General features: G+C 47.1%; 21 protein-coding genes. 8 read left to right on the top strand and 13 right to left on the bottom strand.

Annotated features, from left to right (window positions below; translation table 11 throughout):
• Positions 1 to 308 precede the first annotated feature (308 nt).
• Positions 309 to 500, top strand: a complete 192-nt coding sequence (locus M0413_RS02865) for a bacterioferritin-associated ferredoxin (RefSeq protein WP_037414050.1) — start codon at positions 309 to 311, stop codon at positions 498 to 500.
• 193 nt (positions 501 to 693) lie between these two features.
• Here M0413_RS02865 and M0413_RS02860 read toward each other — a convergent pair whose 3' ends face one another.
• Both M0413_RS02860 and M0413_RS02855 read right to left on the bottom strand, forming a co-directional pair.
• The gene (locus M0413_RS02860; RefSeq protein WP_249553122.1) at positions 694 to 1,350 is read right to left on the bottom strand and encodes a thiopurine S-methyltransferase; all 657 of its coding nucleotides are present in this window, start codon (positions 1,348 to 1,350) and stop codon (positions 694 to 696) included.
• Between the two features lie 107 nt (positions 1,351 to 1,457).
• On the bottom strand, positions 1,458 to 1,796 hold the full coding sequence (locus M0413_RS02855; protein ID WP_037414054.1) for a hypothetical protein: 339 nt from the start codon (positions 1,794 to 1,796) through the stop codon (positions 1,458 to 1,460).
• A 241-nt stretch (positions 1,797 to 2,037) separates the two neighbouring features.
• On the opposite strand from M0413_RS02855, the gene M0413_RS02850 reads away from it, so the two are divergent.
• The gene (locus tag M0413_RS02850) at positions 2,038 to 3,846 is read left to right on the top strand and encodes a protein kinase domain-containing protein (RefSeq protein WP_249553120.1); all 1,809 of its coding nucleotides are present in this window, start codon (positions 2,038 to 2,040) and stop codon (positions 3,844 to 3,846) included.
• Positions 3,847 to 3,891: 45 nt separating this feature from the next.
• On the opposite strand, the gene M0413_RS02845 is transcribed toward M0413_RS02850, so the two are convergent.
• From M0413_RS02845 to M0413_RS02835, 3 genes are all read right to left on the bottom strand, one after another.
• On the bottom strand, positions 3,892 to 6,294 hold the full coding sequence (locus tag M0413_RS02845) for a zinc-dependent metalloprotease (protein WP_249553118.1): 2,403 nt from the start codon (positions 6,292 to 6,294) through the stop codon (positions 3,892 to 3,894).
• A gap of 80 nt (positions 6,295 to 6,374) precedes the next feature.
• Positions 6,375 to 10,085 (bottom strand): response regulator, encoded by a 3,711-nt coding sequence (locus M0413_RS02840; RefSeq protein ID WP_249553117.1) that lies wholly within the window; start codon positions 10,083 to 10,085, stop codon positions 6,375 to 6,377.
• A 219-nt stretch (positions 10,086 to 10,304) separates the two neighbouring features.
• The gene (locus M0413_RS02835; RefSeq protein WP_037426948.1) at positions 10,305 to 11,699 is read right to left on the bottom strand and encodes a PhoH family protein; all 1,395 of its coding nucleotides are present in this window, start codon (positions 11,697 to 11,699) and stop codon (positions 10,305 to 10,307) included.
• 390 nt (positions 11,700 to 12,089) lie between these two features.
• Between M0413_RS02835 and rapA the strand changes: the two genes are divergently transcribed.
• Both rapA and M0413_RS02825 read left to right on the top strand, forming a co-directional pair.
• Complete coding sequence (rapA, locus tag M0413_RS02830; RefSeq protein ID WP_249553116.1) at positions 12,090 to 14,996, top strand: RNA polymerase-associated protein RapA; 2,907 nt, start codon at positions 12,090 to 12,092, stop codon at positions 14,994 to 14,996.
• A gap of 242 nt (positions 14,997 to 15,238) precedes the next feature.
• Positions 15,239 to 16,162 carry a DUF3530 family protein gene (locus M0413_RS02825; protein ID WP_172588254.1) on the top strand — a complete coding sequence of 308 codons (924 nt, stop codon included), beginning with the start codon at positions 15,239 to 15,241 and terminating at the stop codon, positions 16,160 to 16,162.
• Positions 16,163 to 16,285: 123 nt separating this feature from the next.
• Here the strand turns inward: M0413_RS02825 and M0413_RS02820 are convergent, their stop codons facing one another.
• Positions 16,286 to 17,092, bottom strand: a complete 807-nt coding sequence (locus tag M0413_RS02820; RefSeq protein WP_249553115.1) for a crotonase/enoyl-CoA hydratase family protein — start codon at positions 17,090 to 17,092, stop codon at positions 16,286 to 16,288.
• Between the two features lie 573 nt (positions 17,093 to 17,665).
• Between M0413_RS02820 and M0413_RS02815 the strand changes: the two genes are divergently transcribed.
• Together M0413_RS02815 and M0413_RS02810 are read left to right on the top strand one after the other, a co-directional pair.
• Positions 17,666 to 18,661 (top strand): response regulator, encoded by a 996-nt coding sequence (locus M0413_RS02815; RefSeq protein ID WP_037414066.1) that lies wholly within the window; start codon positions 17,666 to 17,668, stop codon positions 18,659 to 18,661.
• Between the two features lie 18 nt (positions 18,662 to 18,679).
• On the top strand, positions 18,680 to 19,651 hold the full coding sequence (locus tag M0413_RS02810) for a GGDEF domain-containing protein (RefSeq protein ID WP_037430146.1): 972 nt from the start codon (positions 18,680 to 18,682) through the stop codon (positions 19,649 to 19,651).
• 66 nt (positions 19,652 to 19,717) lie between these two features.
• Here the strand turns inward: M0413_RS02810 and rraB are convergent, their stop codons facing one another.
• The 6 genes from rraB to M0413_RS02780 all read right to left on the bottom strand — a co-directional run bounded on the left by rraB (position 19,718) and on the right by M0413_RS02780 (position 24,321).
• Entirely contained in the window at positions 19,718 to 20,125 is a 408-nt protein-coding gene (gene rraB, locus M0413_RS02805; protein ID WP_037414069.1) for a ribonuclease E inhibitor RraB, read from the bottom strand.
• Positions 20,126 to 20,168: 43 nt separating this feature from the next.
• Complete coding sequence (locus tag M0413_RS02800; protein WP_037414070.1) at positions 20,169 to 20,912, bottom strand: 1-acylglycerol-3-phosphate O-acyltransferase; 744 nt, start codon at positions 20,910 to 20,912, stop codon at positions 20,169 to 20,171.
• Between the two features lie 185 nt (positions 20,913 to 21,097).
• Positions 21,098 to 21,871, bottom strand: coding sequence for a metal ABC transporter permease (locus tag M0413_RS02795; RefSeq protein ID WP_047536041.1), 774 nt, complete (start codon positions 21,869 to 21,871; stop codon positions 21,098 to 21,100).
• A gap of 4 nt (positions 21,872 to 21,875) precedes the next feature.
• A complete protein-coding gene (locus tag M0413_RS02790) occupies positions 21,876 to 22,784 on the bottom strand; it encodes a metal ABC transporter solute-binding protein, Zn/Mn family (RefSeq protein WP_249553114.1) in 909 nt (302 codons plus the stop codon).
• Positions 22,768 to 23,949, bottom strand: coding sequence for a porin family protein (locus tag M0413_RS02785; protein WP_144376593.1), 1,182 nt, complete (start codon positions 23,947 to 23,949; stop codon positions 22,768 to 22,770). Before M0413_RS02785 ends, M0413_RS02790 begins: the two co-directional genes overlap by 17 nt.
• An 81-nt stretch (positions 23,950 to 24,030) precedes the next feature.
• Positions 24,031 to 24,321 (bottom strand): ABC-type zinc uptake system zinc chaperone, encoded by a 291-nt coding sequence (locus tag M0413_RS02780; protein WP_249553112.1) that lies wholly within the window; start codon positions 24,319 to 24,321, stop codon positions 24,031 to 24,033.
• 245 nt (positions 24,322 to 24,566) lie between these two features.
• Between M0413_RS02780 and M0413_RS22915 the strand changes: the two genes are divergently transcribed.
• On the top strand, positions 24,567 to 24,692 hold the full coding sequence (locus M0413_RS22915) for a hypothetical protein (protein ID WP_011621366.1): 126 nt from the start codon (positions 24,567 to 24,569) through the stop codon (positions 24,690 to 24,692).
• An 84-nt stretch (positions 24,693 to 24,776) separates the two neighbouring features.
• On the opposite strand, the gene M0413_RS02775 is transcribed toward M0413_RS22915, so the two are convergent.
• The gene (locus M0413_RS02775; RefSeq protein WP_249553110.1) at positions 24,777 to 25,106 is read right to left on the bottom strand and encodes a hypothetical protein; all 330 of its coding nucleotides are present in this window, start codon (positions 25,104 to 25,106) and stop codon (positions 24,777 to 24,779) included.
• Between the two features lie 221 nt (positions 25,107 to 25,327).
• On the opposite strand from M0413_RS02775, the gene M0413_RS02770 reads away from it, so the two are divergent.
• Positions 25,328 to 26,980, top strand: coding sequence for a mechanosensitive ion channel family protein (locus M0413_RS02770; protein ID WP_144376591.1), 1,653 nt, complete (start codon positions 25,328 to 25,330; stop codon positions 26,978 to 26,980).
• The last annotated feature ends 5 nt before the right edge of the window (positions 26,981 to 26,985 follow it).

Genomic DNA, 26,985 nt, shown 5'->3' with positions numbered 1-26,985 from the left:
GTAGTAATCTTCATAGGTGGACCCGTCCTCTTTCTGATGAGTTTTAGCGACTACATCGTGGCCCATTGCGAGGCCGATTTAAAGTGGATGGGTCCATTCCATTATCCATGAGCTATCCTTCCCTGATACCAATTCAATCATCCATTTTGATCTAAACACTCAGCCTTGGTTCACGCTCTTTGAGATTAGCTCAAAAAATGTGCTAAAGGTAACAAAATAGAAAATTGAGAAAACAAGACCACCAACAATATTGCATTTGATAAGCGTTTTCATTTAGAATTAGCCCAACCTATGTTGGAGTTCCAAAAATGTACGTTTGTCTTTGTCACGCCATCACTGATACTCAGATCAAAAACGCAGTAAGCCAAGGCGATACAAGTCTTGCTGACGTTAAAAAGCGTTTAGGCGTTGCCGATCAATGCGGCAAATGCGCAAGAATGGCCGTACAAATCATCCAAAACCAACTCGAAATCGAACCTAATTACTACGAAGTCGCTTAACTTAGAATCTTCAACCCCTTTAAGCAAAACATCATTTTTGTGTTAACTGCTATTCCTAATCGCTAACATCCACATCGTTTTGAGATATTGCACAATATCAAGCTTAAAAACAGATATTGCCGCACATCCCCTTAATGGGACATCCCACTCAGTCAACAGCACAAATGCTGTCGCTCAATGGGATTCACTCTGTTTATCGGCGTTTTAATAAATACGCAGCTTCATTCAACCAAGGGACTTCTTTCTTAACAAACCTCGGGTTGTCCGCAAGCACGTCCTGACAATCCAAGAGCTGGATTTCAAAATCGTCACTTAAATGTGTTTCTACCCAAGTTGGCGACACCGCAAAAGGTGGCCCACTTAAAGCGTCCTGCAGGTAGTCTAAGGTCACCAATAACCCAACACTGCCCGAAGGCAATAACTGCGCTAATTGCTTGGCATATTGCGCCCGCATACTCTCAGGCCAGGCAATCAAGGCAGCGCGATCATAAAAACCACTCACTTGCGCCGTAATAGACTGAGGTAAGGTGAAGATATCGCCTTGATACAAACTTATCTGTTCGGTTTGGTAATGCTGATGTTCGCCCTCTGCACTTTGCTGCATTGGCAATTGGTTATCGCTAAAAAACTGCTGAACAGCGAGTTCATTCAACTCACAACCAATCACTTGATGCCCCTGCTCGGCTAAAAAACACATATCCAAAGACTTACCACACAGGGGAACAAAAACCTTGGCATCGGCGGGAAGCGCCAATTGATGCCAATACGTGACGAGGAAAGGATTAACGTCTTGTTGATGAAAACCAATCTGTTGTTGCTGCCACTTCTCGTGCCAAAAACCAGGTTCCATAGGTATATCTCAAAAGGCTAAAGTTATCCTTACTCTAATGGCATTTACGAGTGGATGCAAAATCTCAAATACGGCAAGTTAATCATAGCGATGGAAATAGTTAATGATTAAGACAATGCTTCTTGCACCCGGCGTAACCAAGCACAGTTATCACATTGGCATTGGCGACGGGAAAGATGGTGTGGGCTGAGTGAAGAATCAATAAAGTCGACGGCAATAAGCAATTGCTGCTTAAGCTCGGAGATGGATTTTTGTTCGACGGCCACCAGCTCATCATTCTGGTTCATCCAGATACACTCCATACCTTGGTGGCATGTTAGACACTGCTCATCGCTATCATTAAAAAATACCGCATGTGGACAATGAGTCACTTCCATTGACTGTAAAATTCGCTTACGCGGAAACTCTAATAACTCGATCAATAAAGCCTTATCTGGGGCGGGCATATGCCCTCCTTAAATCCACTTTGTCCACGGGAAATTTAACAAAAATATATCCCAATCCAATGTGCTTAAGATTACCTAGACTCTATACGATTTAACTTGATATAAATCAAAGTCAGCGACGAAATGATGGGATAGGTGAGCCGCAAACAGTGCGCATTTTATCTTCTTAAAATAAATCTCCGCTCCTATTTGCTTAACATACCCGCTTGCTGTTTAAATAACCCAAACAAGGAGCCTCGCATTGCAAACACCCCAACTACAACATTTTTACATTTCCGAAGAGCAATCGATTTATTTGCTCAAGGCTAACGATGCCCGCAAGCACAAGGCGTGGATCCGTTTATGTAAACAACAGTTAAGTAAGTTGGGTTATCGAGAGATTGAGTTTATCGGTAAGGGGGCTTATGGCTTTGTGTTTGCGGGAATTAATCAGGCCGACGAAGCCCATGTATTTAAATTCTCAAGAATTAATCTGCCGCAGCATATTCAAGACCGCTTAGAGGAAGAAGCCTTTATGCTCTCCTTGCTCAAACACCCCAACATTCCTGGGGCGATCAAATTTGAGCGGGTCGGCAAACAAGGGATTTTAGTGATGGAGCGGGCTAAGGGCGAAGATTTAGAGCAGCTTTGCCGCCGCTTAGGCGCTCTGCCCCCCGCAATGGTAATGAGTATCGCCCGCCAACTCGCCGATATTCTCTACTATCTACGCACTGGCAAACCCTTAGTACATGGCGATATTAAACCCTCTAATCTTGTTTATGATATTGAAAGCCAACACTTATCCTTAATCGACTGGGGCTCTGCCGTGTTTGCGCAACGGGATGAATATAACAAGGCCGTCGAAGACAATGTGATGACGCTGATGTCGAGCGATCAGCAACACACCAATGCTCGCATGGGAGATGTGTATTTTATTGGCGAAGAACAGCTAAACGGCGCACTCTCCAGCCCACGCTTTGACGAGCAAGGCGTCGCAGCAACCTTATATACCTTAGCCTCTGGACAAGCCAGTCGGTTCGGTGCGCAGGTTATCCCGCCTACCAGCATTGGCTTACCGATGGAATTAGCACGCACCTTGGAAGGCATGCTCAGTAGTGATGCCGTGCAGCGCAATCTAGCGGGGGATTATTTTCTCAAAAGCATGCGCCACAGCCATAGATTGCACTTACCTGAATTGCCAAAAGCTGAGCTTATAGGGGACATCCCCGTCTGGGTCCAATCCCGTGAAAAAGATGTCGAGACCGTCAGTTACAGTTCGCGTAAATCATTCTTAAAAGAACATAATGCCTACGATCCCATCGCCAAAATGGACGATATTCAACTCGAAAAGTACTACCGTAACTTTTTAGCGGGAATGGGCGATACCGAAAAAGGCTTTATCGCCGCAGTGGGCCGCCTCGGTCAATATCCAATCGTGGGCGGCCTTGCCATCCATTGGCAAGAAACCGGCGTGTTTATTGATTCCAATCTTGCCATTTACGATGCCAAACAAAAAAGCGCGCTGATTATTGCCGTTAATAATATGGTGACCCTCGCCCGAGGGATTAAGCGGATCGGCGTCTTTAAGGCCTGCTTTTTTAATGCCCGAGATACACTGCATATCGAGCGCGACAACATCAACGAGCCCTTTGTCGCCAGTGCCGATTTACAACTGCCCTTTGAAGTGGGCGATGTGCCAACCCTCGAGGATAAATCGCGGCTGCATTCTTACTTTGAAGACGGTAAGGATCCGGATGAAAACCTCGAATTACCGAGCGAAATCATGGAGGAATTGGCACGGATCAACCAAATCCACCATACCGGTTGCATTATTTTTGAAGCCCTACCGAACCACTTAAAGATCCACAGCTACTTAAAACTGCTCAATCCGCGTAAACAGGCGGCGTTTCGCGCCAGCCTCGACCGCATTTTGCATTATGTCGGTAAAATTCAAGGTCATGGCGTTTCCGGCTTTATGAAACTGCCCTATAAAAATACCCGTCGCTTTACCCATATTGAACGTAAGCCCGAGTATTTTTATCCTAAAAATCCAAAAGAAATAGGCGCTTAACGATTCTATTCGCTAGCGCCTATTATGCTGACGGCCCAACCTAGACTAGATAGGTGAGCCTGGCGGTAAAGTTAAGGGCTTAGGGATAAGCTTTTTATTAGCATCCAAGAGCCCCGCACTAAGGCCCTGCTCCAAACCGTTATAGTGGGCAGCCACTTTAGCATTGGCTCTGTTAGCTTTGGCTTTGAGCTGCTTTATCACAAATTGAGCACGTTCAAAGAGCGCAGCCTTAACCTCTGGCGCAGTTTGCGGATCATGGTAGGTCGACAAGAGTTCATCGATCACCACCGCATTAACGCGCATCCACACACCTTCAACTAAGCCAAGCTTATCTTCCTGATATAACGTCGCGGCAAACAACTTATTCAGTAGGGTCTCAACCGAGAGTTGCTCATTATCGGCCATCGATGCTTGGCTCACACGATTTAAGCGTTTTGGCATCAACAATAAGCTAACGGTGTGACGCGTTGAGACTTCAGCCATGCCAAGGGGATCGCTAATCACCCCAAGCCCAGACTCAAACGACTCCCGCGTTGGCTGATAATTACCCGCTTTAGGCACGAGTACATCAACTAAGGCTTGCGGGACGGTTAAGCTGGCAGCATCTAAAGTACTTAACAACGCATCGAGACCCGACAATTGTAATGGCGGTGCAATATAGCTCCAGCGACCGCCCTCACCGATAGACAAATAGTGATAGTCGGTGCCGCCAATAAATTTTGCGACAGCCTCGATTTGGTAACGATTGAGTAGATAGATAGGTACAAAAGCATCGACCAATTCACCAAGTGGCTCGCCCGGCAATAAGGCCGCTCGACTGAAACCTTCAATCGCCTTGGTACGAATGCGATTTAGCTCCAATAGTTGAGCGATTGGATCATCACCACTGTCCCACAAACTTGCATAGGCGTGACTGGCATCCTTTTGGCGTGAGTCAGCTTCACCAATGTAACGCAGCCCCTTACGCGCGACCTCGGCCAGCAACTGATTTTGCAGCGTCAACTGGGCAGTCACATCACCTTCATCACTATAACCGTAGGCGATGGCAAAGTTATCCCACGGCCCAACACCAACAGTATAAGGTGCTGAAATATCAATATCATTGCCTTTCAGCTGGATCTTGGGATGGGGGTAATCCATCACAGAGGCATCCTGATTGGTTGAGGCGGCAAAGTTATGATCTAACCCTAAGGTATGGCCGACCTCATGGGCAGCAAGTTGCCGAATACGCGCTAAAGCCAGCTCATTAGCGGCCTTCTCTGCCGCCGCTCTATCCTGCCACCCTGCGGTTAATCCTTTGGCAATCAAATAATCTTGGCGTACCCGTAAGCTCCCTAAGGTCACTTGGCCTTTGATGATTTCGCCAGTACGCGGATCGGTGAGCGCTGCGCCATAGGACCAGCCTCGCGTCGCACGGTGGACCCACTGGATCATGTTATAACGGATATCCTGCGGATCGGCATCGGGCGGCAACAGTTCAACCTTAAAACCGTTGATAAACCCCGCTTGGGTGAAGGCTGTTTCCCACCAGCGTGCGCCATCGAGCAGTGCCGAGCGAATAGGCTCAGGCACACCTGGGTCGAGGTAATAGGTGATAGGTTTAACCACCTCACTAGGCGCAGGGCCTGGGTTCACCTTTTGCAGGCGGTGGCGCAAAATAAACCGCTGCACTAGAGGCTCAGAAAAATCCGTCGCATAGTCGCGGTACTCATCGGATAGATAGCCGCTCATCGGATGATAGGCGCGAACTTGATAGCCTTCGCCTGGCAATTCAACAAAAGAATAACGCATCCGCACTGACATAAAGGTGCCATCGGGCGTGACCTTAGCGACTTGCTCGCCAGCAACATCGCCCTTAAAGGTCAATTGCACATCTATATCGCTATTGTTTTCAAAGGATTTAACTCCTGCGGGCAAAATCGCCGAGCGGGTTAAGTCGAGATGATAATTTCCCTGTCCCGTCTGTTGCAGCACATGTGAGACACCATGCAGATCATTAAGCACTAGCTCACTGATCGCCACCATATCCGGCTTACCGTCGAGTAATTTTCCCTGCCACAATACCGAATCGGCAAAGGCTTCCTCTACTGCTCGCTTTTCGGCGGCATCTTGGGTATTGGCGCGATATTGGGTGTTCAGTTGCTTAAGTTGGATATAAGGGCCTTGGCGCTCAAACTGCACCATGCGGGTTTGACCTAACTGGCCACGATCTAAGCCGATATCGTTAGAGCCAACCCCTTCAGGTAAGCTAGTCACCAAGAGAAAGGGTTGATTGAGGCGACTCACCTCAAGGTATAACTCCCCTTCGCTCGGTTCATAGTAAAAATTGAGAAATCCCTTGGCTACTTGGCTTTGCTTAACAATTTTAGTGCTCGGCAGAGTAGCGGCAACGCTAAGGGCTGGCAAACCTAAGAGCAGGATGGCGAGGGCTAGGCTATGGGGTTTCATCTTTCCTCCTGAACTGGCTGTCTACGTGGTCACGCTATGAAACTAACCACGCGGGGCCATCACTGGCCCCGGGCGAACAATTAATGGTGATTATGTTTGTGCTTAATCCAATGGGTTAAGGTTTCAAATAATTCGGATAGCACGATAGGCTTAGTAATATGGGCATTCATCCCTGCGGCGAGACTCTTTTCCCGATCTCCAGACATCGCATGGGCTGTCATGGCGATAATCGGTAAGGCATCAGCGCTGTAACGTTCACGCAGTGCCCGCGCCGCCGTTAAACCATCCATTACTGGCATTTGAATATCCATTAATACAGCATCAAAGGGTCGCGAGTCGATAATATCCAACGCAATTTGGCCATTTCCTGCAACGACGACTTCGTAACCCGCACTCTTTAACAGCTCTGTCGCGACTTGTTGGTTGATAAAGTTATCTTCAACCAAGAGCACTAAACCTGTGTGCTCACCTTCTTCAACAGCCACTTCAGCAATAGGCTGTGCGACATTGAGCCTTGGCTCGTCGGCAAAGGCGGCAATAATTTCATCGAACAGGCTCGAGGCCTTAAAGGGCTTTTGCAACACAGCAAACACGTTGGCACTATCGACTTCAAATTGCAAAGGTTCAGCCGCATAGGCCGTCATCATAATAATGATTGGCCGTTTCGCGATCCGACCTTCGGCCACCATAGTGTCGATGGCGCTAATCACATCACTGCCATCCATTTCTGGCATCATCCAATCGAGCAACAATAAATCGATAGGATCACGCGACAACTTATACAGCGCCTCGGCGCCGCTCGCGGCAGTATCCACCTCGAAGTGGAAATCGCGCATCAGGGCCGAGTAAATTTGCAGTGCCGTTGGGTTATCATCCACCACAAGTGTGCGTAAATTATTGAGTTTTTCAGGCACAACTAAGGGCTCAACCTTGGCCTCTTCGGCAATTTCAAAACTGATGGTAAAACTAAAGGTACTGCCGACGCCTAACTCACTCTGTACTTGCATCTTGCCACCCATCATGGAGACCAAATGCTTACTGATCGACAAACCTAAGCCTGTGCCGCCGTATTTACGGGTCGTCGAGCCATCGGCTTGGGCAAAGGCATCGAATAACTTTTCCTGCTGATCTTTACTGATCCCAATACCGGTATCCCGCACCCAGAATTTTAAGGTAATCCGGTGATCGCGCTCGCCGACATCTTCACAGCCCAGTTCAATCTCGCCGGATTGAGTAAACTTCACCGCGTTCGATAACAGGTTGATCAACACTTGGCCTAGACGCAGTGGATCGCCCTTAAGAATGAGTCCAGCCGTCACTGGCGCATACAGCAATAATTCAACGCCTTGTTCCTGCGCCTTAAGCGCGTTGAGATCGAGGGCATGATCGAGCACTTTATCCAATGGGAACGGCACCCGCTCCAACTCTAACTTACCCGCCTCAATCTTAGAGAAGTCGAGAATATCGTTAATAATCCGCAGCAACGACTGCGCCGAGAAACCGGCTTTTTCGAGGTAATCCTTCTGCTGCGCCGTCAGCGAGGTGCGCTGCGCCAACTGCAACATACCGATAATAGCGTTCATTGGCGTGCGGATTTCATGGCTCATATTCGCCAAAAATTCACTCTTATACAGGTTGGCCAATTCCGCATCCTGCTTCGCCTCCAACAGCGCCACTTCGTTACTCTTATGGCGCGTGATGTCCTTATGGGTACCGACCATACGCTTAGGCTGACCATCGGCAGTAAATTCCACCACCCGGCCACGGGAAAGCACCCAGTGATAACTGCCATTTTTACCTAAAATCCTAAACTCGATCTCATACGCATCGACGGGATTTTGCAGATACTGATTACGATATTCTTCGACCCGAATTCTATCGTCGGGGTGTGTTAGCTGGTCGATAGCCGACACTAACGCTGGGAATTCATTGGGTTTATACCCCAGCATCGAATAATAGGATGGGTTGCAAATAATATGTTCCGAATCCAGATACCAGTCCCATAGACCATCCTCTACCGCATCCATCGCTAAATGGTAACGCTCCTCCGACAGACGTAACTGTTCGGCGGACTCGTACTCACGCGTGACATCGCGCCACACGGCAATTAAGCCTTGCAGCTCACCACGGCGGTTATAGAAAGGCAGTTTCAGGGTGTCGAGCAACACAGGTTTACCCGCTAACTCGACCTTCTCTTGATAACGCAGCGGCGTGCGATCTTTTAGGATCTGCTCATCCTCGGCACGAATACGAATGCCCATCTCTGGCGAGGTTAAATCCTCGGACGACAGACCGATCATCTCGCTTTCGGTGTAACCCAACATCCGCTCGGCGGCCTTGTTACAGCCGAGGTAATTGCCCTCTTTATCTTTAAAGACAATGGCTTCTGGGATAGAGTCGAGTAAGGATCGCAATAACGCATATTCACGTTCGCGGCGCTCGGTTGCATCTTTTAACCGCTCAGTACGACGCGCGACCAGTTTATCGAGTCGTTTATTTTGCTCGGCCAGATGGTGAGTGTATTGCTTGTTTTCCTCAAAAATGCGGCTGACCAATAGGAACCAAGGCTCCCAACCAGGGGTGATTTTTTCCGGCGGTTTACGCGGTTCTTGGGAGCAGCCCTCTAAGTGGGATAACAGCCGCGATGCAGGGCTCACAAAAGAGCGGCGCGTTTGCCAGTGTACTATGGTCACCAGCACCGACAGAGCGATGACCACAAGGATAAAGGTCAGTTGCAGTTTTTCGACCGAATCTTGGAACAGGTCGTCTTCATTTTGCAGATATAACAAGCGCCAAGGCGCATTATGCAGCGCAACCGAGTGGATATAGTAACCGTTACGAATAATGCCTTCGTGGGCATCGAACAATTCTGACTCAGGCAACGAATGCAGCTCAGAAGGAATGCGCTGGCTGATGTGATACACCCGATTGATATCTGAACCATCAAAATCACTGTGGGATAAAATATTATTCTGCTGATCGAGCAGGATCACCGTCCCCGGCATTTTGAAGTACACCCGAATTTGCCGCGCCAATGAGGCTAAGGTCATATCGAGGTTTATCGAGCCCATAAACTCATCGTCGAGGTAAACGGGCACACCTAAGGTGGTCAATAAGCCTTTACCTGTGGAGTCGACGTAGGCCTCACTCCAAAACACGCTGCGTTGCGGGTTCATCGCTGGCGTCGCGTATTGGAATTGTTTTTTATTGAGCAACTCGTCTCTAAAACGTTGATCATCATTGGTCCAAGGGAAGTAGGACATCATCCGCTGGCGCGATAGATAATAAATTGCCGAGGCTTTGGGTGCGGCTTCTTTGGCCACAGGGAAAGACAGCGATAACTCGAACAGCATTTCCAGCTCTTGGTAGAACTTATCACTGCGACCATCGAGGGAACCCGCGCCCGTGATCCGCCCCATATTAGTGAATGGCTTGCCACCTTTGGCGTAATTAGGCTCTAAGGTAAAATACTGACCACTTTCGTTAAATTTGCCGTACTGCGGTAAGCGATCCTTACGCACTAACTCACCTAAACGTAGGTGATCCACAGCCACATCCCGCAAGCTCTTCACCGCACGAATGCTCGACTCCAGTAGTAAGTCAATTTGCAATACATGGCGTTCAACCTGCTCTTCACGCTGATCCATCTGCTGGCTTTTCTGGCGATCGAAAAACATCCACGCCGTCAGCAACGACAGGACAATTACACCGATATAAGTATAAAAAACGGCACGGTTATAATTCTTTTGGATCGGCGATTTTAGCTGGAGATCCGGCTCACTCGATTTCATCCACTACCCTTGATTGCAGCACTTGATTTAGCCATCGGTGGCAAAAGTTACGGAGTTCATTTATGGGTCCTTATATTAGCAGGAAGAAACCCCGAGTCACATCAAATAATTGCCGTACGAAGGCTGTCAAAATCGATGATTAGTTACTTGAAAAATCATAGAAATGGCTAAAAATAAAGGTCCCACAAGTGAGACCTTTTGTAACAATTTAGTTAATGGTTAGAGATGTTCTTCAGCGTATTCAGCTAAGCGTGAACGCACCACGCCATTCAGATATAAGTTTGCACTGCCTTCAAAGTCTTTAAAACGCTCAACAATGTAGGTTAAACCCGAGGTCACTGCGGTGAGATAATTCGAATCGATCTGCGCTAAGTTACCGCAACAAATCAATTTTGTGCCTTCCCCCATCCGAGTGATCATGGTTTTGATCTGCGACGCCGTTAAGTTTTGACATTCATCCAAAAGCACAATGGAGTTTTGGATCGAGCGGCCGCGCATAAAGTTGATCGACTTAAATTGGATATTCGCCTTCTCCATGATGTAGTTCAAACTGCCGGTCGGATTGACATCATTCTTGTGCAGCACTTCTAAAGTATCGGTAATGGCCGCGAGCCATGGCATCATCTTTTCTTCTTCGGTGCCGGGTAAAAAACCTATCGATTCGGCAATTTCCGGCGTATTACGAGTCACAATTACCTTATCGTAGCGATTGCGCTCCACTACCAACTCAAGCGCAGCCGCCATTGCTAGTAAGGTTTTACCGCAACCCGCTGGCCCCGTTAAGATCACCAGATCGATATCGGGATCGAGCAAGGCTTGCAGCGCCATGCCTTGGTAAACATTCTTAGGTTTAACGCCCCAAGCCTCGAGGTTTTTTAAGCGCTCGCGGCCCAGATCTAAAATATGCAGATGGGTATCGCTACGCTCGGTGACGCGGCCACAAAAATCAGATTCGGTATCAATCAGATACTGGTTAATGTAGAAAGGTTCGTTGTCTAAATCTTTCAGCGGGACTTCATGAATCGTATGCCGACCGTGGCGCTCGGTGGACACTTTGTTTAAATGCTCCCAAAAATTACCTTCGAACTGATAAAAGCCCTTGCTGAGGAAACGAATATCGTCGATCAGCTGGTCGGTTCGATAATCCTCAACCAATTGAATACCCGCGCCCTTGGCCTTAAGACGCATATTGATATCTTTAGTGACGAGTACCACAGTGCGTGGATGGTGAAGATTTTGTAGATGTAGTGCGGTATTGATAATGCGGTTATCGTTGCCATCCCCCGGCAGGGCACCTAAGGTAAAATCGACAAGATGGTCAGGGAAAATAGAAAGTGAGCCTATTGCATCGGCATGCCCTTCTCGACTTGGCAAAGGGACGCCATTAATAATTTGTTCAGGTGTTGTATCGCCGCCGAGGGTATCTTCCAGCGCCCGAATAGCGACTCTCGCATCGCGACTCACATCACTCTTTCGATCTTTAATCTGGTCTAGCTCTTCTAGCACAGTCATCGGAATGACTACATCGTGCTCTTTAAACGAATAGATCGCCAAAGGTTCATGTAGTAACACATTGGTATCCAGTACAAACAACTTTCTGTCGTCTTGTTCCATGGCGCCTCCAGAGTGCTCGATTATTTTATGTTATATCTCGTTCCCAGTGAGTGGATATGGCTCCTTTGCTGATTGGCGTTAGGTTAAGAATGATCTTTAAGTTCAAGCCTCTACCGAATAAAGATAGCTAGCGGCTTACACTAATATTGGCACCATTCTCAATGAATGCCAACCAAATCATCAGAGACTCGAAAGCAGTGTAGGTCCCTCGATATGACAGAAGCATGACAAAACCTCGAGCTGCAACAGAGAATTTTCTTCACTGTTCAATTTGTAATCTGCTGTGTGGAGAATTAGTCTCTAACGGTTGAGAGGGCGATTCAAATATCCCTAGTATTGATATAACATACGCGCCCTTTGTTAGAGTCCGCCCAGAGATGAGAATTTAAGATGCCGTTTGCCTTAGGACAACGTTGGATAAGTGATACCGAGTCAGAGCTTGGTTTAGGAACAGTCGTACAAGTTGAAGGCCGCATGGTCACAGTGTTATTCCCTGCGACTGGTGAGAACCGTATGTTCTCGCGTAACGAAGCCCCGCTGACCCGCGTCATATACAACCCTGGCGATACGGTTGAAAGCCATGAAGGCTGGAGTCTCTCGGTCGAAGAACTCACCGAAAAAGACGGCCTCGTCGTCTACCACGGTATCCACAGCGAAACAGGCGAAAAAGCCAGCCTGCGTGAGACACTGTTAAACCACAATATTCGCTTTAACAAACCGCAGGATCGCCTGTTTGCGGGTCAGATTGACCGCCTCGACCGTTTCGGCATTCGTTATCAATGCCAGTTACTGCGCAATCAACTGGCGACCTCTGATTTACTCGGCTTACAAGGGCCACGCGTCGGTCTTATCCCCCATCAAATGTGGATTGCCCATGAAGTGGGTCGTCGTTATGCGCCGCGGGTGTTACTGGCCGACGAAGTGGGTTTAGGTAAAACCATCGAAGCAGGGTTAATTATCCATCAACAACTGCTGACAGGCCGTGCCGAACGAGTATTGATTATTGTGCCGGATACCCTGCGCCATCAGTGGTTAGTGGAAATGCTGCGCCGCTTTAACTTGCGCTTCTCGGTGTTTGATGAAGACCGTTGCGTTGAAGCCTTTGCCGACCATGACAACCCTTTCTATACCGAACAGTTAGTGATTTGTTCACTCGAATTACTGCGCAAAAAGAAACGTCTCGACCAAGCACTCGATGCCGATTGGGATCTGTTAGTGGTTGATGAAGCGCACCATTTAGAGTGGACCGAAGACGCCCCAAGCCGCGCCTACCAAGTGGTTGAAGCCTTAAGCGAAGTCGTACCGGGCGTATTATTACTGACCGCAACACCGGATCAACTCGGTCACGAGAGCCATTTTGCGCGCTTGCGCCTACTCGACCCAGATCGTTTCTATGACTACGACGCCTTCCTTGCTGAAGAAAACAGCTACAAAGATGTCGCCATCGCCGCCGAAGCTTTAGCGGGCGAAAGCAAATTATCCGATACCGCTATCAACAGCTTAACCGAATTACTCAGCGAAAAAGACATAGCGCCGAGCATTCGATTAATTCAAGCCGAAGGCATCGACAGCGAATTGCAACAAGCTGCCCGCAGTGAACTACTGCAAGAACTGCTTGATCGCCACGGCACTGGCCGCGTGCTTTACCGCAACAGCCGCGCCTCGGTAAAAGGTTTTCCGAAACGTATTTTCAACGCCTATCCCCATGCGATGCCTGAGCAGTATCTTACCGCTGCACGCGTGAATGAGATGATGGGCGGTCGTAAAACCTTAGAAGCGAAAGCGGCACAAGCCTTAAGCCCTGAAAAACTCTATCAAGAATTTGAAGACAACAGCGCCAGTTGGTGGAAGTTCGATCCTCGCGTGGATTGGTTAATCGAGTTCTTAAAGTCGCACCGCAGCAAGAAAGTGCTGATTATCGCCAGTGGCACCGATACTGCCCTGAGCTTAGAAGAAGCCCTGCGTACCCGTGAAGGCATTCAAGCGACCGTATTCCACGAAGGCATGTCGATCATCGAGCGCGATAAAGCGGGTGCTTACTTTGCTCAAGAAGAAGGCGGCGCTCAAGCATTAATCTGTTCAGAAATCGGCTCCGAGGGTCGTAACTTCCAGTTTGCCAGCCACTTAGTGTTGTTCGATCTGCCATTAAACCCAGATTTATTGGAGCAACGTATCGGCCGTTTGGACCGTATTGGTCAAAAGAACGATATCCAAATTCACTTGCCTTATCTGCAAGATACGGCGCAGGAGCGTTTACTCCAATGGTATCACCAAGGTCTAAATGCCTTCGAGCTTACCTGCCCCGGCGGCCATATACTTTTCAGTGAATTTGCCGAAGATCTGTTAAATGTCCTTGTCGGCGGTGATGAAGATGAGCTAACCAATCTGCTCAACCACACCCAAAGCCGTTACAAAGAACTGAAACACGCCATGGAGCAAGGCCGTGATAAACTGCTGGAAATCAACTCCCATGGTGGCGATAAAGCCAAGGCGATTGTCGAGCGTTTAGCCCAAAGCGATCAAGATACTAAACTGATTGGCTCAGTGATCCGCTTGTGGGACATTATCGGTGTCGACCAGGAAGATAAAGGCGAAAACTCGATTATCCTGCGTCCAAGCGAACATATGATGTTCCCGACTTATCCCGGCCTGCATGAGGATGGCGTTACCGTCACCTTCGACCGTGATACTGCACTCTCCCGTGATGATATTGCCTTGATCACCCAAGAGCATCCACTGGTGCAAACCGGCCTCGACTTGATCACCAGCTCGGATACCGGTACTACAAGTGTTGCGATATTAAAAAACAAGGCATTACCTGCGGGCACCCTGTTTTTAGAACTGATTTATATGGCAGATGCCTCGGCGCCTAAATCGAGCCAGCTCTATCGTTATCTACCGCCTACGCCTATCCGTATTCTGCTGGATAAAAATGGCAACGATCTGTCAGCCAAGGTCGATTACAGCAGTTTTGACAAACAGTTAAGCGCAGTAAACCGTCATATTGGTAGCAAGTTAGTCACGGCCTCACAGCCAATTCTGCATCCGTTATTTGCTAAGGGCGAAGAGTATGCCCAAGTGGCCGTCAATGAGTTAGTGGCTCAAGCGCGCGAGAAAATGACCAGCCAGCTTACAGGCGAACTCGAACGTTTAGAGTCTCTCAAAGCGGTCAACCCCAATATCCGTGAGGAAGAATTAGAATACCTACGCAACCAAATGCGGGAGCTGACGACTTACCTCGATGCGAGTCAGTTGCAGCTTGATGCGATTCGTATGGTGCTAGTTAGCCATGTTTAATCTTGATTGGCATTAAACTGAGCCTGATCCGGCTCGCTTAAGCTAAAACACAAACGCCCAGCCAATCGCTGGGCGTTTTTATTTTCTCTGTTGTATAAACATTTTTTTCGCATAAGCCTGCCCAGGCGCCGCAGTGCGCGGTCGCCGTCACGAGCTCAAGCAAAAATTGCTTCTGCTACGCCGCTTAAGGTTATACTCTAGATAATTGAATTTATAAGACTACACAGGTGGTTATCAATTCTATGGCGCGTATCATTCCCTCGGTATTGAGCCTCACCTTAGCTCTCGCCAGTGCGAGCTTACTCGCCGCCGATCCCAGTAACCAAACTCCCGAGCCTAGCGCCGAAGCAGCTCAGTCTAATCCTAACAAACCGACGCCCGCTAAAAGAGCGAGCAGCTATTTACCCGCCAATGAGATCAAACAAATCACCATAGATGACCAACCACTTGAACTCTTAGTCCGCTCGTGGGAAGGCCGGAAAAAACTCGGTGCAGCCATTATTTTACCCGCCACTAATGGCACCGCCGATGCGCCCGGATTAATGGCCTTTGTCCGACGTAATATCAATGCGGCTGGCTGGGCGAGCTTAAGCCTCACGCCGCCAACAGAACCACCAGCGCCCAATTTTGCCACCCCAGCAACTGAAGTCGCGACTGCGGGGTCAGCGCAATTAACCGCGCCTTCCAATAAACCAAGTCAAAAGGTAAAGCCGGAAGACAGTAATAAGCATCTCCTTGAGCAAGAAGACTTTCTCGTTAAAAGCATGTCACAGCTCGACAGCGTTGGTAGCGATTATCCTGGCAAACGAGTACTGATCACCGCCGATCAAAGTGCTGGATTATTGATAAGCCTATTAAGCCAAAAGAAAATTGCCGATCCCGATGTATTGATTGTCATCAATCCCTACAGTGAAGACGAAACGCGCAACCAAGCCATAGCCGAGAAGCTCGCTAAACTCACGATGCCGATACTCGATATTCAATCACCCGATGGTCACCCCGCCTCATTAGAAACGGCTGAACAACGTAAAACGCTGGCAGTGACCTTAGAGGCACCCAATTATCGGCAGACAACGCTGGCATTGAATCTGGATAATGAAAGCGCTTGGCAGAATTGTTTAACGGCCATAAGAGGATTCGCCGCCCGAATGAGCGGCGCCTATTGAAATTTGAATCCCCTGATTTTACGAGCACGGCTTGCTAGTACAAAATAAAGCTCGACACATCAACGCTGCCTCAGCATTAAGGAAGTCTTTACCATGGCTTTCTCGCTAAGGGCATCAACCAAGTTACCAGCCAGACTGGCGATCCTTGTAGGGTTTAGTGGGATCTTTTAACTGACGAACCGCAGCGATAGTACGATTTTTGCCAAGCAGCAATCTCACTTGGCTCCATGACTCGCGGCATAGCAACGCACGGACCGAAGCAGTCCAGCTGCGGTTAATACTCAGCTTAATTGCCGCAGCCGCATCGGGGGAGGTATTGAGGAGTTCTTCCGCCAATTGTTGCGCGCTTAACATTGGGTTATCACTTAACTGAGTCACTAAACCTAAGGTGTTAGCCTCTTCGCCAGAGAGCACTTTTGCCGTGAGACTGAGTAACATCGCTTGATCCTTTGGCATAATTTGCCGCAATGCCACTAGGCCTGCCATATCGGGCACCAGCCCCCATTTGGCCTCCATAATGGATAACTTACTGTCAGGGCTTGCTATCCTAAAATCCGCACCTAAAGCGATTTGCATTCCTCCACCATAACAGCAGCCTTCCAATACCGCGATAACGGGTACAGGTAAACGCTGCCAGCCAAGGGATACTCTTTGGGCTAGGTTGGCATTGCCTGGCAACCCTTTAAACAGCAATTTAACTGCTTGCATCGGCGCCGACATCACGCTTTTGACATCCAAGCCAGAACTAAAATTACCTCCAGCGCCAGATAAAATTACTAGCCGAATACGCGGATCTGATTTAATCCTTTTGATGGTTTTATCGAGTTCGCTAAACATCAAATAATTAATTGCATTGAACTTTTCTGGACGATTAAGCACAACATTTGCGATGCCATTCTCAACCGTAACTTGCACACAACGCTCACCCATGAAATATCCTGCTACTGGTCAGTCCAGACCAAATGTTAACATGTTTGGCATGATTAACCAAAACATGTAACATAAGGCCGAATTTTGACTTTAGTCAAAATATTGTCAGTCACCGTTAAGTATTAGTGTGCGATTATGTTAGGCTGCAATCTAAAACCTAACAAATTCTGATTTATGAAGCTGTTAGAATATATTTACGATGCTGTTCAGCCCATGCCAGCGTCTAATTTGAATAAAATGCATCTCTAGCAACTCCGCTTACCTACAGCATGTATATCTGTGCATGATAGAGGATCGATACTGTAGACATCTGTTGATGGATTAAGCATATAGATGGTCGCAAAATCGAGGTATTTTTTGCGATAAATAACGAAGTTAACTTAGCTAACCACAATTTTAATCGCACTATGCCTTTAGAATTTAATGGCAAGATAAATAAAATTAGCTAATTAAATCTATAAGTTATATATAGATGATGTAAATCAAACTTGCCCGAAGCACATAATTCGTCACTCAAACATGAAGAATTAGTGTTATCTTCAATAAATGGGCAAATAAGGATCTGTAGTCAGCATGACAATCTCTGTACTCATCTGTGACGATTCCGCTATGGCGCGTAAACAAATGGCTCGCACCCTTCCCAAAGAATGGGATGTCGAGATTACCTACGCGACCAATGGTGCCGAAGGATTAGATGCCATTCGCGCAGGTAAAGGCGAAGTGGTCTTCCTCGATCTCAATATGCCCGTAATGGATGGTTATGAAGTACTACAAACCGTTCAACAAAACGATCTCCCCGCCCTTATCATTGTGGTCTCGGGTGACATACAAATTAAAGCTCATGAACGTGTTAAAGCTCTAGGTGCATTGGACTTTATCCAAAAACCCGTCAGTGCTGATGCCATCAGTAATATCCTCCAAGAGTACGGCATTCTTACCCTAACGCAGAAAGATCAGGTGGAAGACACGCCGATGATCAAAGTCGATATGCGTGATGCCTGCCAAGAGATCGCTAACGTTGCCATGGGCCGTGCAGCCGATTTGCTCGCCAAATTACTCGACGTATTTGTCCTATTACCTATCCCCAATGTGAACGTGCTCGAAGTCAGCGAACTGACCATGGCTCTGAAAGCAACAGAAGAAAGCTCAACTGTTTCAGCGCTTTGCCAAGGATTTATTGGTGCAGGCGTTGCGGGTGAAGCACTGTTGTTATTCCATGATTCAAGCTTTAAAGATATGGCCAAGCTCATGGGGGTTGCAAATCCTGAGGATAAGAATACCGAGATTGAAGTACTGATCGACACTGGAAACGTATTGATTGGTGCATTCCTGAATGGGATCTCAGAACAACTCGATATGAAATTCAGCCAAGCCCATCCTGTGGTGTTGGGCCGTCACTGTACAGTGAATGATCTTATCCATGATAATTCGGAAAAATGGCACAGAACATTAGCGATGGAAATCAACTATCGTATTGAAAATCATAATATTCAATGCGACTTACTGTTGCTCTTTACCGAAGACTCTATTCCGACACTGAGCTACAAACTCGGTTATTTACTCGATTAATCAGTTGGACTTTACCTTATGTCAAACGATCAAAGCGCAATGAACGAACTCCATTGGCTAATCGATATGGTACAAACCATAGAAGTGGGTCTCGTGGTATTAGATCGCGATTATAATATCCAACTGTGGAACGGCTTTATGGAAAACCATAGTGGCGTTTCACCCAATTCCATTAAAGGTCAAAACCTGTTTAGCCGCTTCCCTGATTTGCCAGCCACTTGGTTAAAACAAAAAATGGAATCGGTTTTTATGCTTAAAAATCGAGCTTTCATTAGCTGGGAACAAAGACCTTACGTGTTTCAGTTTAAAAACTATCGCCCAATTACTGGGCGCGCCGATTTTATGTACCAGAACGTGACTTTGCTGCCTCTCGCTTCATTAACTGGCAAAATTACCCATATCAGTGTGATTATTTATGATGTCACCGATATCGCCGTCAATAAGTTGCAGATCAAGGCCGCCAACGAACAGTTAGAGCGTCTCAGCCAAACCGATGGATTAACGCAACTGCATAATCGCCGCCATTGGCAACTATGCTTGGAACACGAGTACGATCTCTATGCCCGCTATTCCGGTGTAGCAAGCTTGGTGATGATTGATATTGATCATTTCAAAAATATCAATGACACCTACGGCCACCTTGCAGGTGACAAGGTTATTCAACATATCGCCCATCTTCTGAGTCATTCATTGCGGGAAACCGACTGTGTCGGTCGCTATGGCGGTGAAGAGTTTGCGGTAGTCATGCCCAATACCAGTGGCACCGATGCCCTCAACTTTACCGAGCGTTTGAGGGAAAAGATCGCTGAATCCACCGTAGTGTATGAGGGGCTGAAGATTAAAGTGACTGTCAGCCTTGGCGTATGTGAAATAGGCAAACATATTACGAGCAGTTCAAGTTGGATTTCCTGCTCAGACAAAGCGCTTTACGAGGCCAAACAGAAAGGCCGAAATTGTAGCGTCCTACATGCAGCAGCAATTTCCACTTAATTAGGCTTAATAAAGTAAAAGCCCATCATTGATGGGCTTTTACTTTATAAGAATTATGACAACGTATTAATGTGGAAAACCATCGTCCTGTTCGTCATCTTCTTCGTCTTCATCTTCTTCATCGCCAACAAAGTAAGTACCCCAACCGTCATAATCCACTTTTTGCTTGGCTGCGAGTTGCAATAACTGTTCAGTCGCTTTGTCTAATAATGGAATTTCTAACTTGTGATAAGCAACAGCGTCAAAACAGAAAATCACCGAACCATCTTCCAATTCCATTTCTTCAGCATCATTGACTTCAAATCCAAGTTTGAATGCATCAACCGCAGCCTTTTCTAAGCGCTCAAAATTGCTCGATGAAAAATGGTGCTCAATGGTGTATTCAGCATCTGGCTCTGAGCCATCGTCGAGCAAGGCTTGCACTATGTCACGATTCTCGGCGAATTGGGCTTTTAACTGACTTTCAATAGACATGGACTTGTCTCCGTTAAGATAAAACTGGCTCAAATTGGCGTTATTATACGTCATCAGCCGGGATAGTTTTACCCATTAATGTTGCCGCTTCGCGATTTATCTCGTTAAATTTTGCCGACATAATCTCGTGCACCTGTGCCGAAAAGGCTTTGGCATCAGCTTTATCCAAACCTTCAGTCGGGATTGGCGCCATCATCTCAATAATCACCACACCATTATCCCAACGGTTCAAATCAATATGACTTTGGCATGACGTCAACACGGGTACGACTGGCACACCAGCCGCAATCGCAGTGTGGAAAGCTCCCGCTTTGAAGGGCAACAGTCCGCGCCCCCGTGAGCGCGTACCCTCAGGGAAAATCCACACGGAAAGACGATTCTGCTTAATTTTTTCCGCCGTTTTCGCCATGGTATCAAAAGCACTATTGCGATTTTTTCTATCGATCAGAATATTACCTGAAAGCCAATAGATCTGGCCAAACAAGGGGATCCACACTAAGCTCTTTTTCCCTAAGCTCACAGTGCCTTTAGGTACCGCTTTAGTATGTGTGAATAAATCGAAGTTATTTTGATGATTTCCAAGAAATATATAGGGGCCATCCTGCACTTCCTTAGGCCGACGTACTATGACTTTAAGCCCTAAAATCGGCGCTGCGGATGAAAAGATCTTGGCGAACATATGTACATTGTCACGGTGACGAGGTCGTAATAGGCAAACCAAACCACCAAAAATAAATGCAAGTAACAATGACACCGCCAACAACACAGATCTGACAATTAATAGCACGACATACTCCAAGGGTGAAAGTGGCGACAGTATAGCCACCCAGCCCTAGGGACTCAATATAATGTTTACATCTGTTAGCTGAGTTGCTAACAATCAAACAAAAGCCCATCGTTACTCACGCAATAAGCGTATCGATGGGCTTTTAAATCAATATCAACGCCTAACACTCAGCATAAAACCTAGCGTTAGATCTGACTCACTGTAGCCATTTTGCTTAAGCCTACACGAAATACCAGTGCACTGACTGCCAAGGTTGCGACAATCGCCGCCCCACTCGGTAAATCCATGGTTGCCGATAATACCAGACCAAGTAAGTAACCCATAAGGCCGACAAGATAGGCGTAAAACAAGCCGTTTTTACCTTGGTATTTATTCAGGGCAAGTGCAGGTAAAATCAAGGTACTAAACACTAAATAGACGCCCACCAGCTCAACCGACAACGTAATAACTAGGGCAAATAGGAGATAGAATCCGGCGCCATTTAATATTTGTGGCCGCCAAAAAATCAACGCCAACACCCCTGCATAAACCACTGTCGGTAACACTAATTGCGACCAACTCACCCAAAGGATCTGGCCCGACATCAATTGTTTTAGCAGCTCTGCACCATGGGGATCGTTCGCCAGCAATAGCATAGCGGCCACGGCCGATAGTACATAAAAACAACCGATCATGGCTTCTAACTCACCCGCCATTCGCTTAGATAACCAAGCGATAAATCCCGCCCCCGCAAGGGCGAACAAGGCCGGCATCCACACATTAGAAAATGGCATGTCTTCTAACCTGTGGTCCATGTGGGCGACAATTGCTCCCAACGCGGCGACTTGCGCAATGGCTAAATCGATAAAGATAATCCCACGTTTAAGCACTTGTTTACCAAGTACAATGTGCGTTGAGAGCACTAAGATCCCCGCTGCCAGTGCAGGCAGCAGGATCGACATCAGTTCCAGATCCAACATAGGCTTATTTCACCCCGTTTAAGAGGGAAATCGCGCTGTCGTAGAGGCTAAAGAGATCTTGGCTGCTATCGTTTCCACCTACAGACATAGGTAACATCAGTACTGGAAGATTCGCTTTTTCACCCAACCACTTAGCACCACGTTCGTCCTGATAGGACGCCACAACCACCGCAAGAATATCACCCTGCTCGGCACGGCTGAGCAGACTTGCTAAATGGCCACTGGTCGGCGCTAGACCGGGTTTAGGTTCAAGATCAGCGGCTTGTTCAATCCCCAACCAGTTGAACAGATATCTAAAACTGGTGTGATAGGCGATGACCTTTTTACCCTTTAACGGTTTGGCTTGCTCTTCCCAACGAGGGATCGCCGCCTGCCAACGAGTGCTAAAGTCCGCTAAGGCCTTTTGATAATTAGCCACTTCACTCGGATCAATTTGGCTCATCTTAGCGCTGAGCGCATTCGCGACGCTAAGCAAACGATGCGGATCGAAGTGGATATGCGGATTTCCCTGAGCATGCACGTCGCCCATGCTGCGATCCACACTCGCTAACTTATCTAAGGTATCGATTTGATCGGCGGCGAAAAATAGCCCTTGATCGGTAGAGCGAACCTTGGCGTTGGCTGACTTCATTTGCAGCATCGGCAGCCAACCGACTTCTAAATCGGCACCTGCACAGACCACCAGATCCGCTTGACGCATTTTAGCAATCAAACTCGGGCGCGCCTGCACTTGATGCGGATCCTGTAAGGCCGTGGTTGCCGAATAAATGCTGGCGTTTGGAGCCAACTCTTTTGCCAATGCGGCATATTCGGGTTCACAGGCAAACACATTCAGCTCTGCGTGGGCAAAGCCTGAACAAGCGAAAGACAGGGCCGCTGCGGCCGCTTTAACAACATTAGAATTGATGCGCACCGTGAGCCCCCAGAGACATAATGTATTGAATAGTGAAAACATTGTCGTCTTCGATTCCATCGAAGTTAGTTCCCTTCTGATTGGTGTACTGGAAACGTACTGTCGAGAAATGGCTCGAATGCCACGCTAGACTCACCTCAGATTCCTTTAACTTCTGGCCATGAAAATGCTCGCCATGGAGCTCTTGGGTATCCACCTCGCCGTAACGCACACCCGCAGACCAGCTAGGAGTGAACTGATACACACTGCTCAGATACCAACCTTGATGATAGTCCTTGCTCGGTGCATCTTCGGGATGAAGATCGGTAGGCACAAAGTCAGTCACGCGGTAATACTCACCGCTTAACGTCAGGTTTTGGTATTTATAGTTACCATTTGGTGCCCATTTATACACAAAATCAGCACCATAGGTGTTTTTACCTGTGTAAGATGCCGCATGGCTGTGGTCATGACCTTCCTCAGCGGTTTCGTCTTCGTGCGCATCCCCTTCTTCATGGGCTGTGACTTGACCATTTTCGTTACGTAAGTAACTCAATCCCGCCTGCCATGAACTATTATCCCCTATATCGCCACCGATTTTTGAATATAAGGTGTACACACCGACATTTTTAAACTCACGTTCGCCATGTTCATCGGCGGCGCGCATGCTGTCGCCCTTGAACGCTTCAGCGCCAATGGTCCAATACAGATCAGTTGGAGCAACAAAGTTTAAGCGCACGCCATCATCGAAATAGTGGCCGCCGAAAAATGCACGGTAAGCAATCGGACGGTCGGTGAATGAATCGGTATGTAAATGCTGGTTATTTAGATAACCGATATCCGACAGGAAACGTCCGCCACGGATGGAAAAACCCGCAGGCATTGCCATGGTTTGGATAAAGGCTTCTTCAAGATTAAGCTCGGTTTCACCATCATGCATCTCAACGACGGCGGTCACTTTGCCGTAGAACATGTCGTCAATATTGGCACTCATCGCCAACTCAGTTTCACCTAAACCAAATCCTTCGGCGGTTTCTGCCAATGGGCGTTCAGCCGTTTGATAATAGCCATTCAGCACCGCACTGATCGCTGGATTGGTTAAACTTGAGTCAGCGGCAAATAACGTCGGCGAAGCAAATGCGCACGCCAAGGCCACCAAAGAAATTCGGTTGTTAAAAACAGTCATGATATCTCCAAAATACAACTAGCACTCGATGACTAAGTTAAGTCATCAAGAAATACAATAAGTTAAAATATTAAAGTTGATTTAATGGAGAATAGGCGGCGCACGGCTTAGGTAAACACTGACGTGTTCGAAGAAGGTAACGGGTAAGACAAACTCACAAACATCAAATCGCTGTATCGCTAAATTTAGCGTCTGCGGAGCTGTGAACAGAATTTTATTTAGCTGATGTTGATGGAAGCAGAGCGTACAGTGCGTCTTCGCCCCATCATCAAGGTGAGTCACACTATGGGCTGAGGCAACAAAAGACAGCAGTATCAATACGGCGGCAAGCCATATCGAAATTGTGCGTCTTAAGTGACTATCTAGTCTCACTCAGTCGTCCCCATAGTAAAAAAGTGGCACAAGTTTAAGTCAGGCCGCTAGTAAGTTGCAATAAGGTAATGGTCAAGCAATGCGTTACAAGATATTTACCATTGCAACTGATGACGCCTTAAAAAGAGCACATTATTGGCAAAAAGAGTTATTTAAGATTAGCTTAAGTCAGTGAATCTATTATGTGCCCAGTGTTATACAGGCTAAATATTTAATTCTATTCAACCCAGTAAAAGGCAACCAAAATGCTAGCATTCTTTCGTGAAAACTTAGGATTAATCTTAGGGATAGTGATTTTCGGCGCAGTCATTTTGGGCGGGATTTATTACGTAGAACACTCATTAGAGAGTCAAGAACAGGTTATTCAATAACAGGTTCACCCTGTAAAACAATGTCGAGCCTCAGTGGTAGGCCCCTAAACGGCTCGACAGGGTTAAACCAGTGTCATCCCATCTCTAGCGATACTTTTGCCGTTTATCGCTATCGTCTTCCTTCTCTGGTGCCTCAATCGTTTGCAGCTGATCCATAAAATGGCTCACCAGCAGCAACATCACACAGAAGATCATCACAGGGATCAAAAAATGCCGCGTCGAGGCATCGAAGTAACTGTATAAGCCCGTCAGGGCACTCGCATAAAAACCAAACAATTTTAACTTCAATAACTTAGGACTATGACCAAGCCACGCTGAACAATGGGGACATTGGACTTGGGCGTGAAAGCCCTTTCCGCGCTGCTGGGTAATTTGGGCAATTTTAATCGACTGATGACAATGGGAGCACAGCATGTAAAGTACATTCCTAACTATGGGGCGCTAAGTTTATCAGATCCTTATCCCATTCAGTCGAACTAATTAGCGTCGTAGTTTCAGAGCTTCATTCTATGGCCTAAAGCTGTAAACTGGCGCACAAATTTTAAACATTGTTAGTCTATTATGCTGTTGATATTTTACAGGGTTTAGCTCGACACCTATCATATACCTACCTCTTTTTGTCGAAGATAACGTCTATGCGCCGCTCGCTAATATTGATTCTTGCCCTAAGCTTTCCGCTACTGATGAGTGCCAAGGTATTCGCTGCAGATCCAGACCCCATTACGACCAGCCCAACCGCTTCGGCATCAAACGAAACCCAAAGTGAATTAACCACACTTCAGACCGCCATTAAAGAGGACATTGCGCGCTTAGCTCAATACCAAGGTGAATTACGCACCATTGTTGAATATCGCATTCAAAATAAGACCTTACAGTTACGCAATAAGATTAAAGCACTCTTGGATGATAATACTTACGATAAAACTTTTATGCTGGCTCTAATCCAAGAGCAATTGCAGTTTAATCTGAAAATTAACGACTACTTTAATGATCTCATCACCAAGTTGGCTCAAAAACTTGGCACGGCGGATGATGAGGCCACCTTACTCGAGATCTCCAAACGTGAACTCGACAAAGACAATAACTACAAGCAACGGCTTGAGACCTTAAACTGGCTAACCCAAATTGGCCAAGATGTAACAGCTGAAAAAACACAGCTCACCCAACTCCTGCTTAACCGCGCCGATAACTTCGACAGCTTTGTCACTTACACCCAACAGCAGTTACAAAATGCGGTAAATGATGCCACCAATGCAGGGAAAGACGTTACCGCAGCGCAAACCAGTCGCGTGATACAACTAAAAGAACGTTTAGCACAAAACAGCCAGAGCCTCAGCACCAATATCGAGTTACTGGATGCACTAGGGCAAAACACCGCCTTGCTCAAAAAGACCTTGTTTAGTATTTCAGGTGATATTACGCAGGACGTATTAAACATTGATGTGGCATCGAGCTTAATAGAGCAATGGCTAAATACTGCGAAGGATCAAGCCATTAATCATGGACCAACATTGGTCTTTAAGTTATTTATCTTCTCTCTGATCCTGTTTGTCGCTGGCCTTGCAGGCAAACTGGTGAAAAAAATTGTCAGTAATACCGTTAGCAACTCTAAGTTGAATTTCAGCAAGTTACTACAAGACTTCTTTACCTCACTCTCGGGCAAGGCAGTATTTACTATCGGCGTACTGATTGCTTTATCCCAGCTTGGTATCGAATTAGGCCCCTTACTGGCTGGCTTTGGTATCGCGGGTGTGATCATCGGTTTTGCCCTGCAAGATACTCTGTCCAACTTTGCTTCAGGCATGATGATTTTGATCTATCGTCCGTATGATGTCGGCGATTTGATTAATGCGGCTGGCGTATCGGGGCGCGTTAGCCATATGAGCCTAGTCTCTACCACCATTAAAACATTAGATAACCAGAGACTTATCATTCCCAACAATAAGATTTGGGGGGATACCATCAACAATATTACCGCCGAGCACCAGCGCCGAGTCGATATGACATTTGGCATCGGCTATGGCGATAGCATTGAGCAGGCCGAAGCGGTACTAAAATCGATTGTTGAGGCGCATCCTAAAGTGCAAAAAGTACCGGCTCCACTCATCAAGTTGCACGTATTAGGAGAATCCTCGGTCGACTTTATCGTCCGCCCCTGGGCAAAACCAGAAGACTATTGGGATGTATATTGGGATATCACCCGCGAAGTGAAAATGCGCTTTGATGCTGAGGGTATCAGCATTCCTTTCCCGCAGCGCGATGTGCATATTTACCAAACCAGTAAATAGTCTTT

It is taken from the genome of Shewanella sp. 8A, from assembly GCF_023475945.1.
GTDB classification, from domain to species: Bacteria; Pseudomonadota; Gammaproteobacteria; order Enterobacterales; family Shewanellaceae; genus Shewanella; species Shewanella xiamenensis.
Note: the sequence above shows the minus strand (reverse complement) of the source record. Positions and strands in the feature narration are given on the sequence as shown.

What these genes read in the sequence shown, in the direction of transcription:
- M0413_RS02865 (WP_037414050.1), top strand. Translation starts at nt 309, where the DNA reads ATGTACGTTTGTCTTTGTCACGCCATCACTGATACTCAGATCAAAAAC.
- M0413_RS02860 (WP_249553122.1), bottom strand. Translation starts at nt 1,350, where the DNA reads ATGGAACCTGGTTTTTGGCACGAGAAGTGGCAGCAACAACAGATTGGT.
- M0413_RS02855 (WP_037414054.1), bottom strand. Translation starts at nt 1,796, where the DNA reads ATGCCCGCCCCAGATAAGGCTTTATTGATCGAGTTATTAGAGTTTCCG.
- M0413_RS02845 (WP_249553118.1), bottom strand. Translation starts at nt 6,294, where the DNA reads ATGAAACCCCATAGCCTAGCCCTCGCCATCCTGCTCTTAGGTTTGCCA.
- M0413_RS02840 (WP_249553117.1), bottom strand. Translation starts at nt 10,085, where the DNA reads ATGAAATCGAGTGAGCCGGATCTCCAGCTAAAATCGCCGATCCAAAAG.
- M0413_RS02835 (WP_037426948.1), bottom strand. Translation starts at nt 11,699, where the DNA reads ATGGAACAAGACGACAGAAAGTTGTTTGTACTGGATACCAATGTGTTA.
- rapA (WP_249553116.1), top strand. Translation starts at nt 12,090, where the DNA reads ATGCCGTTTGCCTTAGGACAACGTTGGATAAGTGATACCGAGTCAGAG.
- M0413_RS02825 (WP_172588254.1), top strand. Translation starts at nt 15,239, where the DNA reads ATGGCGCGTATCATTCCCTCGGTATTGAGCCTCACCTTAGCTCTCGCC.
- M0413_RS02820 (WP_249553115.1), bottom strand. Translation starts at nt 17,092, where the DNA reads ATGGGTGAGCGTTGTGTGCAAGTTACGGTTGAGAATGGCATCGCAAAT.
- M0413_RS02815 (WP_037414066.1), top strand. Translation starts at nt 17,666, where the DNA reads ATGACAATCTCTGTACTCATCTGTGACGATTCCGCTATGGCGCGTAAA.
- M0413_RS02810 (WP_037430146.1), top strand. Translation starts at nt 18,680, where the DNA reads ATGTCAAACGATCAAAGCGCAATGAACGAACTCCATTGGCTAATCGAT.
- rraB (WP_037414069.1), bottom strand. Translation starts at nt 20,125, where the DNA reads ATGTCTATTGAAAGTCAGTTAAAAGCCCAATTCGCCGAGAATCGTGAC.
- M0413_RS02795 (WP_047536041.1), bottom strand. Translation starts at nt 21,871, where the DNA reads ATGTTGGATCTGGAACTGATGTCGATCCTGCTGCCTGCACTGGCAGCG.
- M0413_RS02785 (WP_144376593.1), bottom strand. Translation starts at nt 23,949, where the DNA reads ATGACTGTTTTTAACAACCGAATTTCTTTGGTGGCCTTGGCGTGCGCA.
- M0413_RS22915 (WP_011621366.1), top strand. Translation starts at nt 24,567, where the DNA reads ATGCTAGCATTCTTTCGTGAAAACTTAGGATTAATCTTAGGGATAGTG.
- M0413_RS02775 (WP_249553110.1), bottom strand. Translation starts at nt 25,106, where the DNA reads ATGCTGTGCTCCCATTGTCATCAGTCGATTAAAATTGCCCAAATTACC.
- M0413_RS02770 (WP_144376591.1), top strand. Translation starts at nt 25,328, where the DNA reads ATGCGCCGCTCGCTAATATTGATTCTTGCCCTAAGCTTTCCGCTACTG.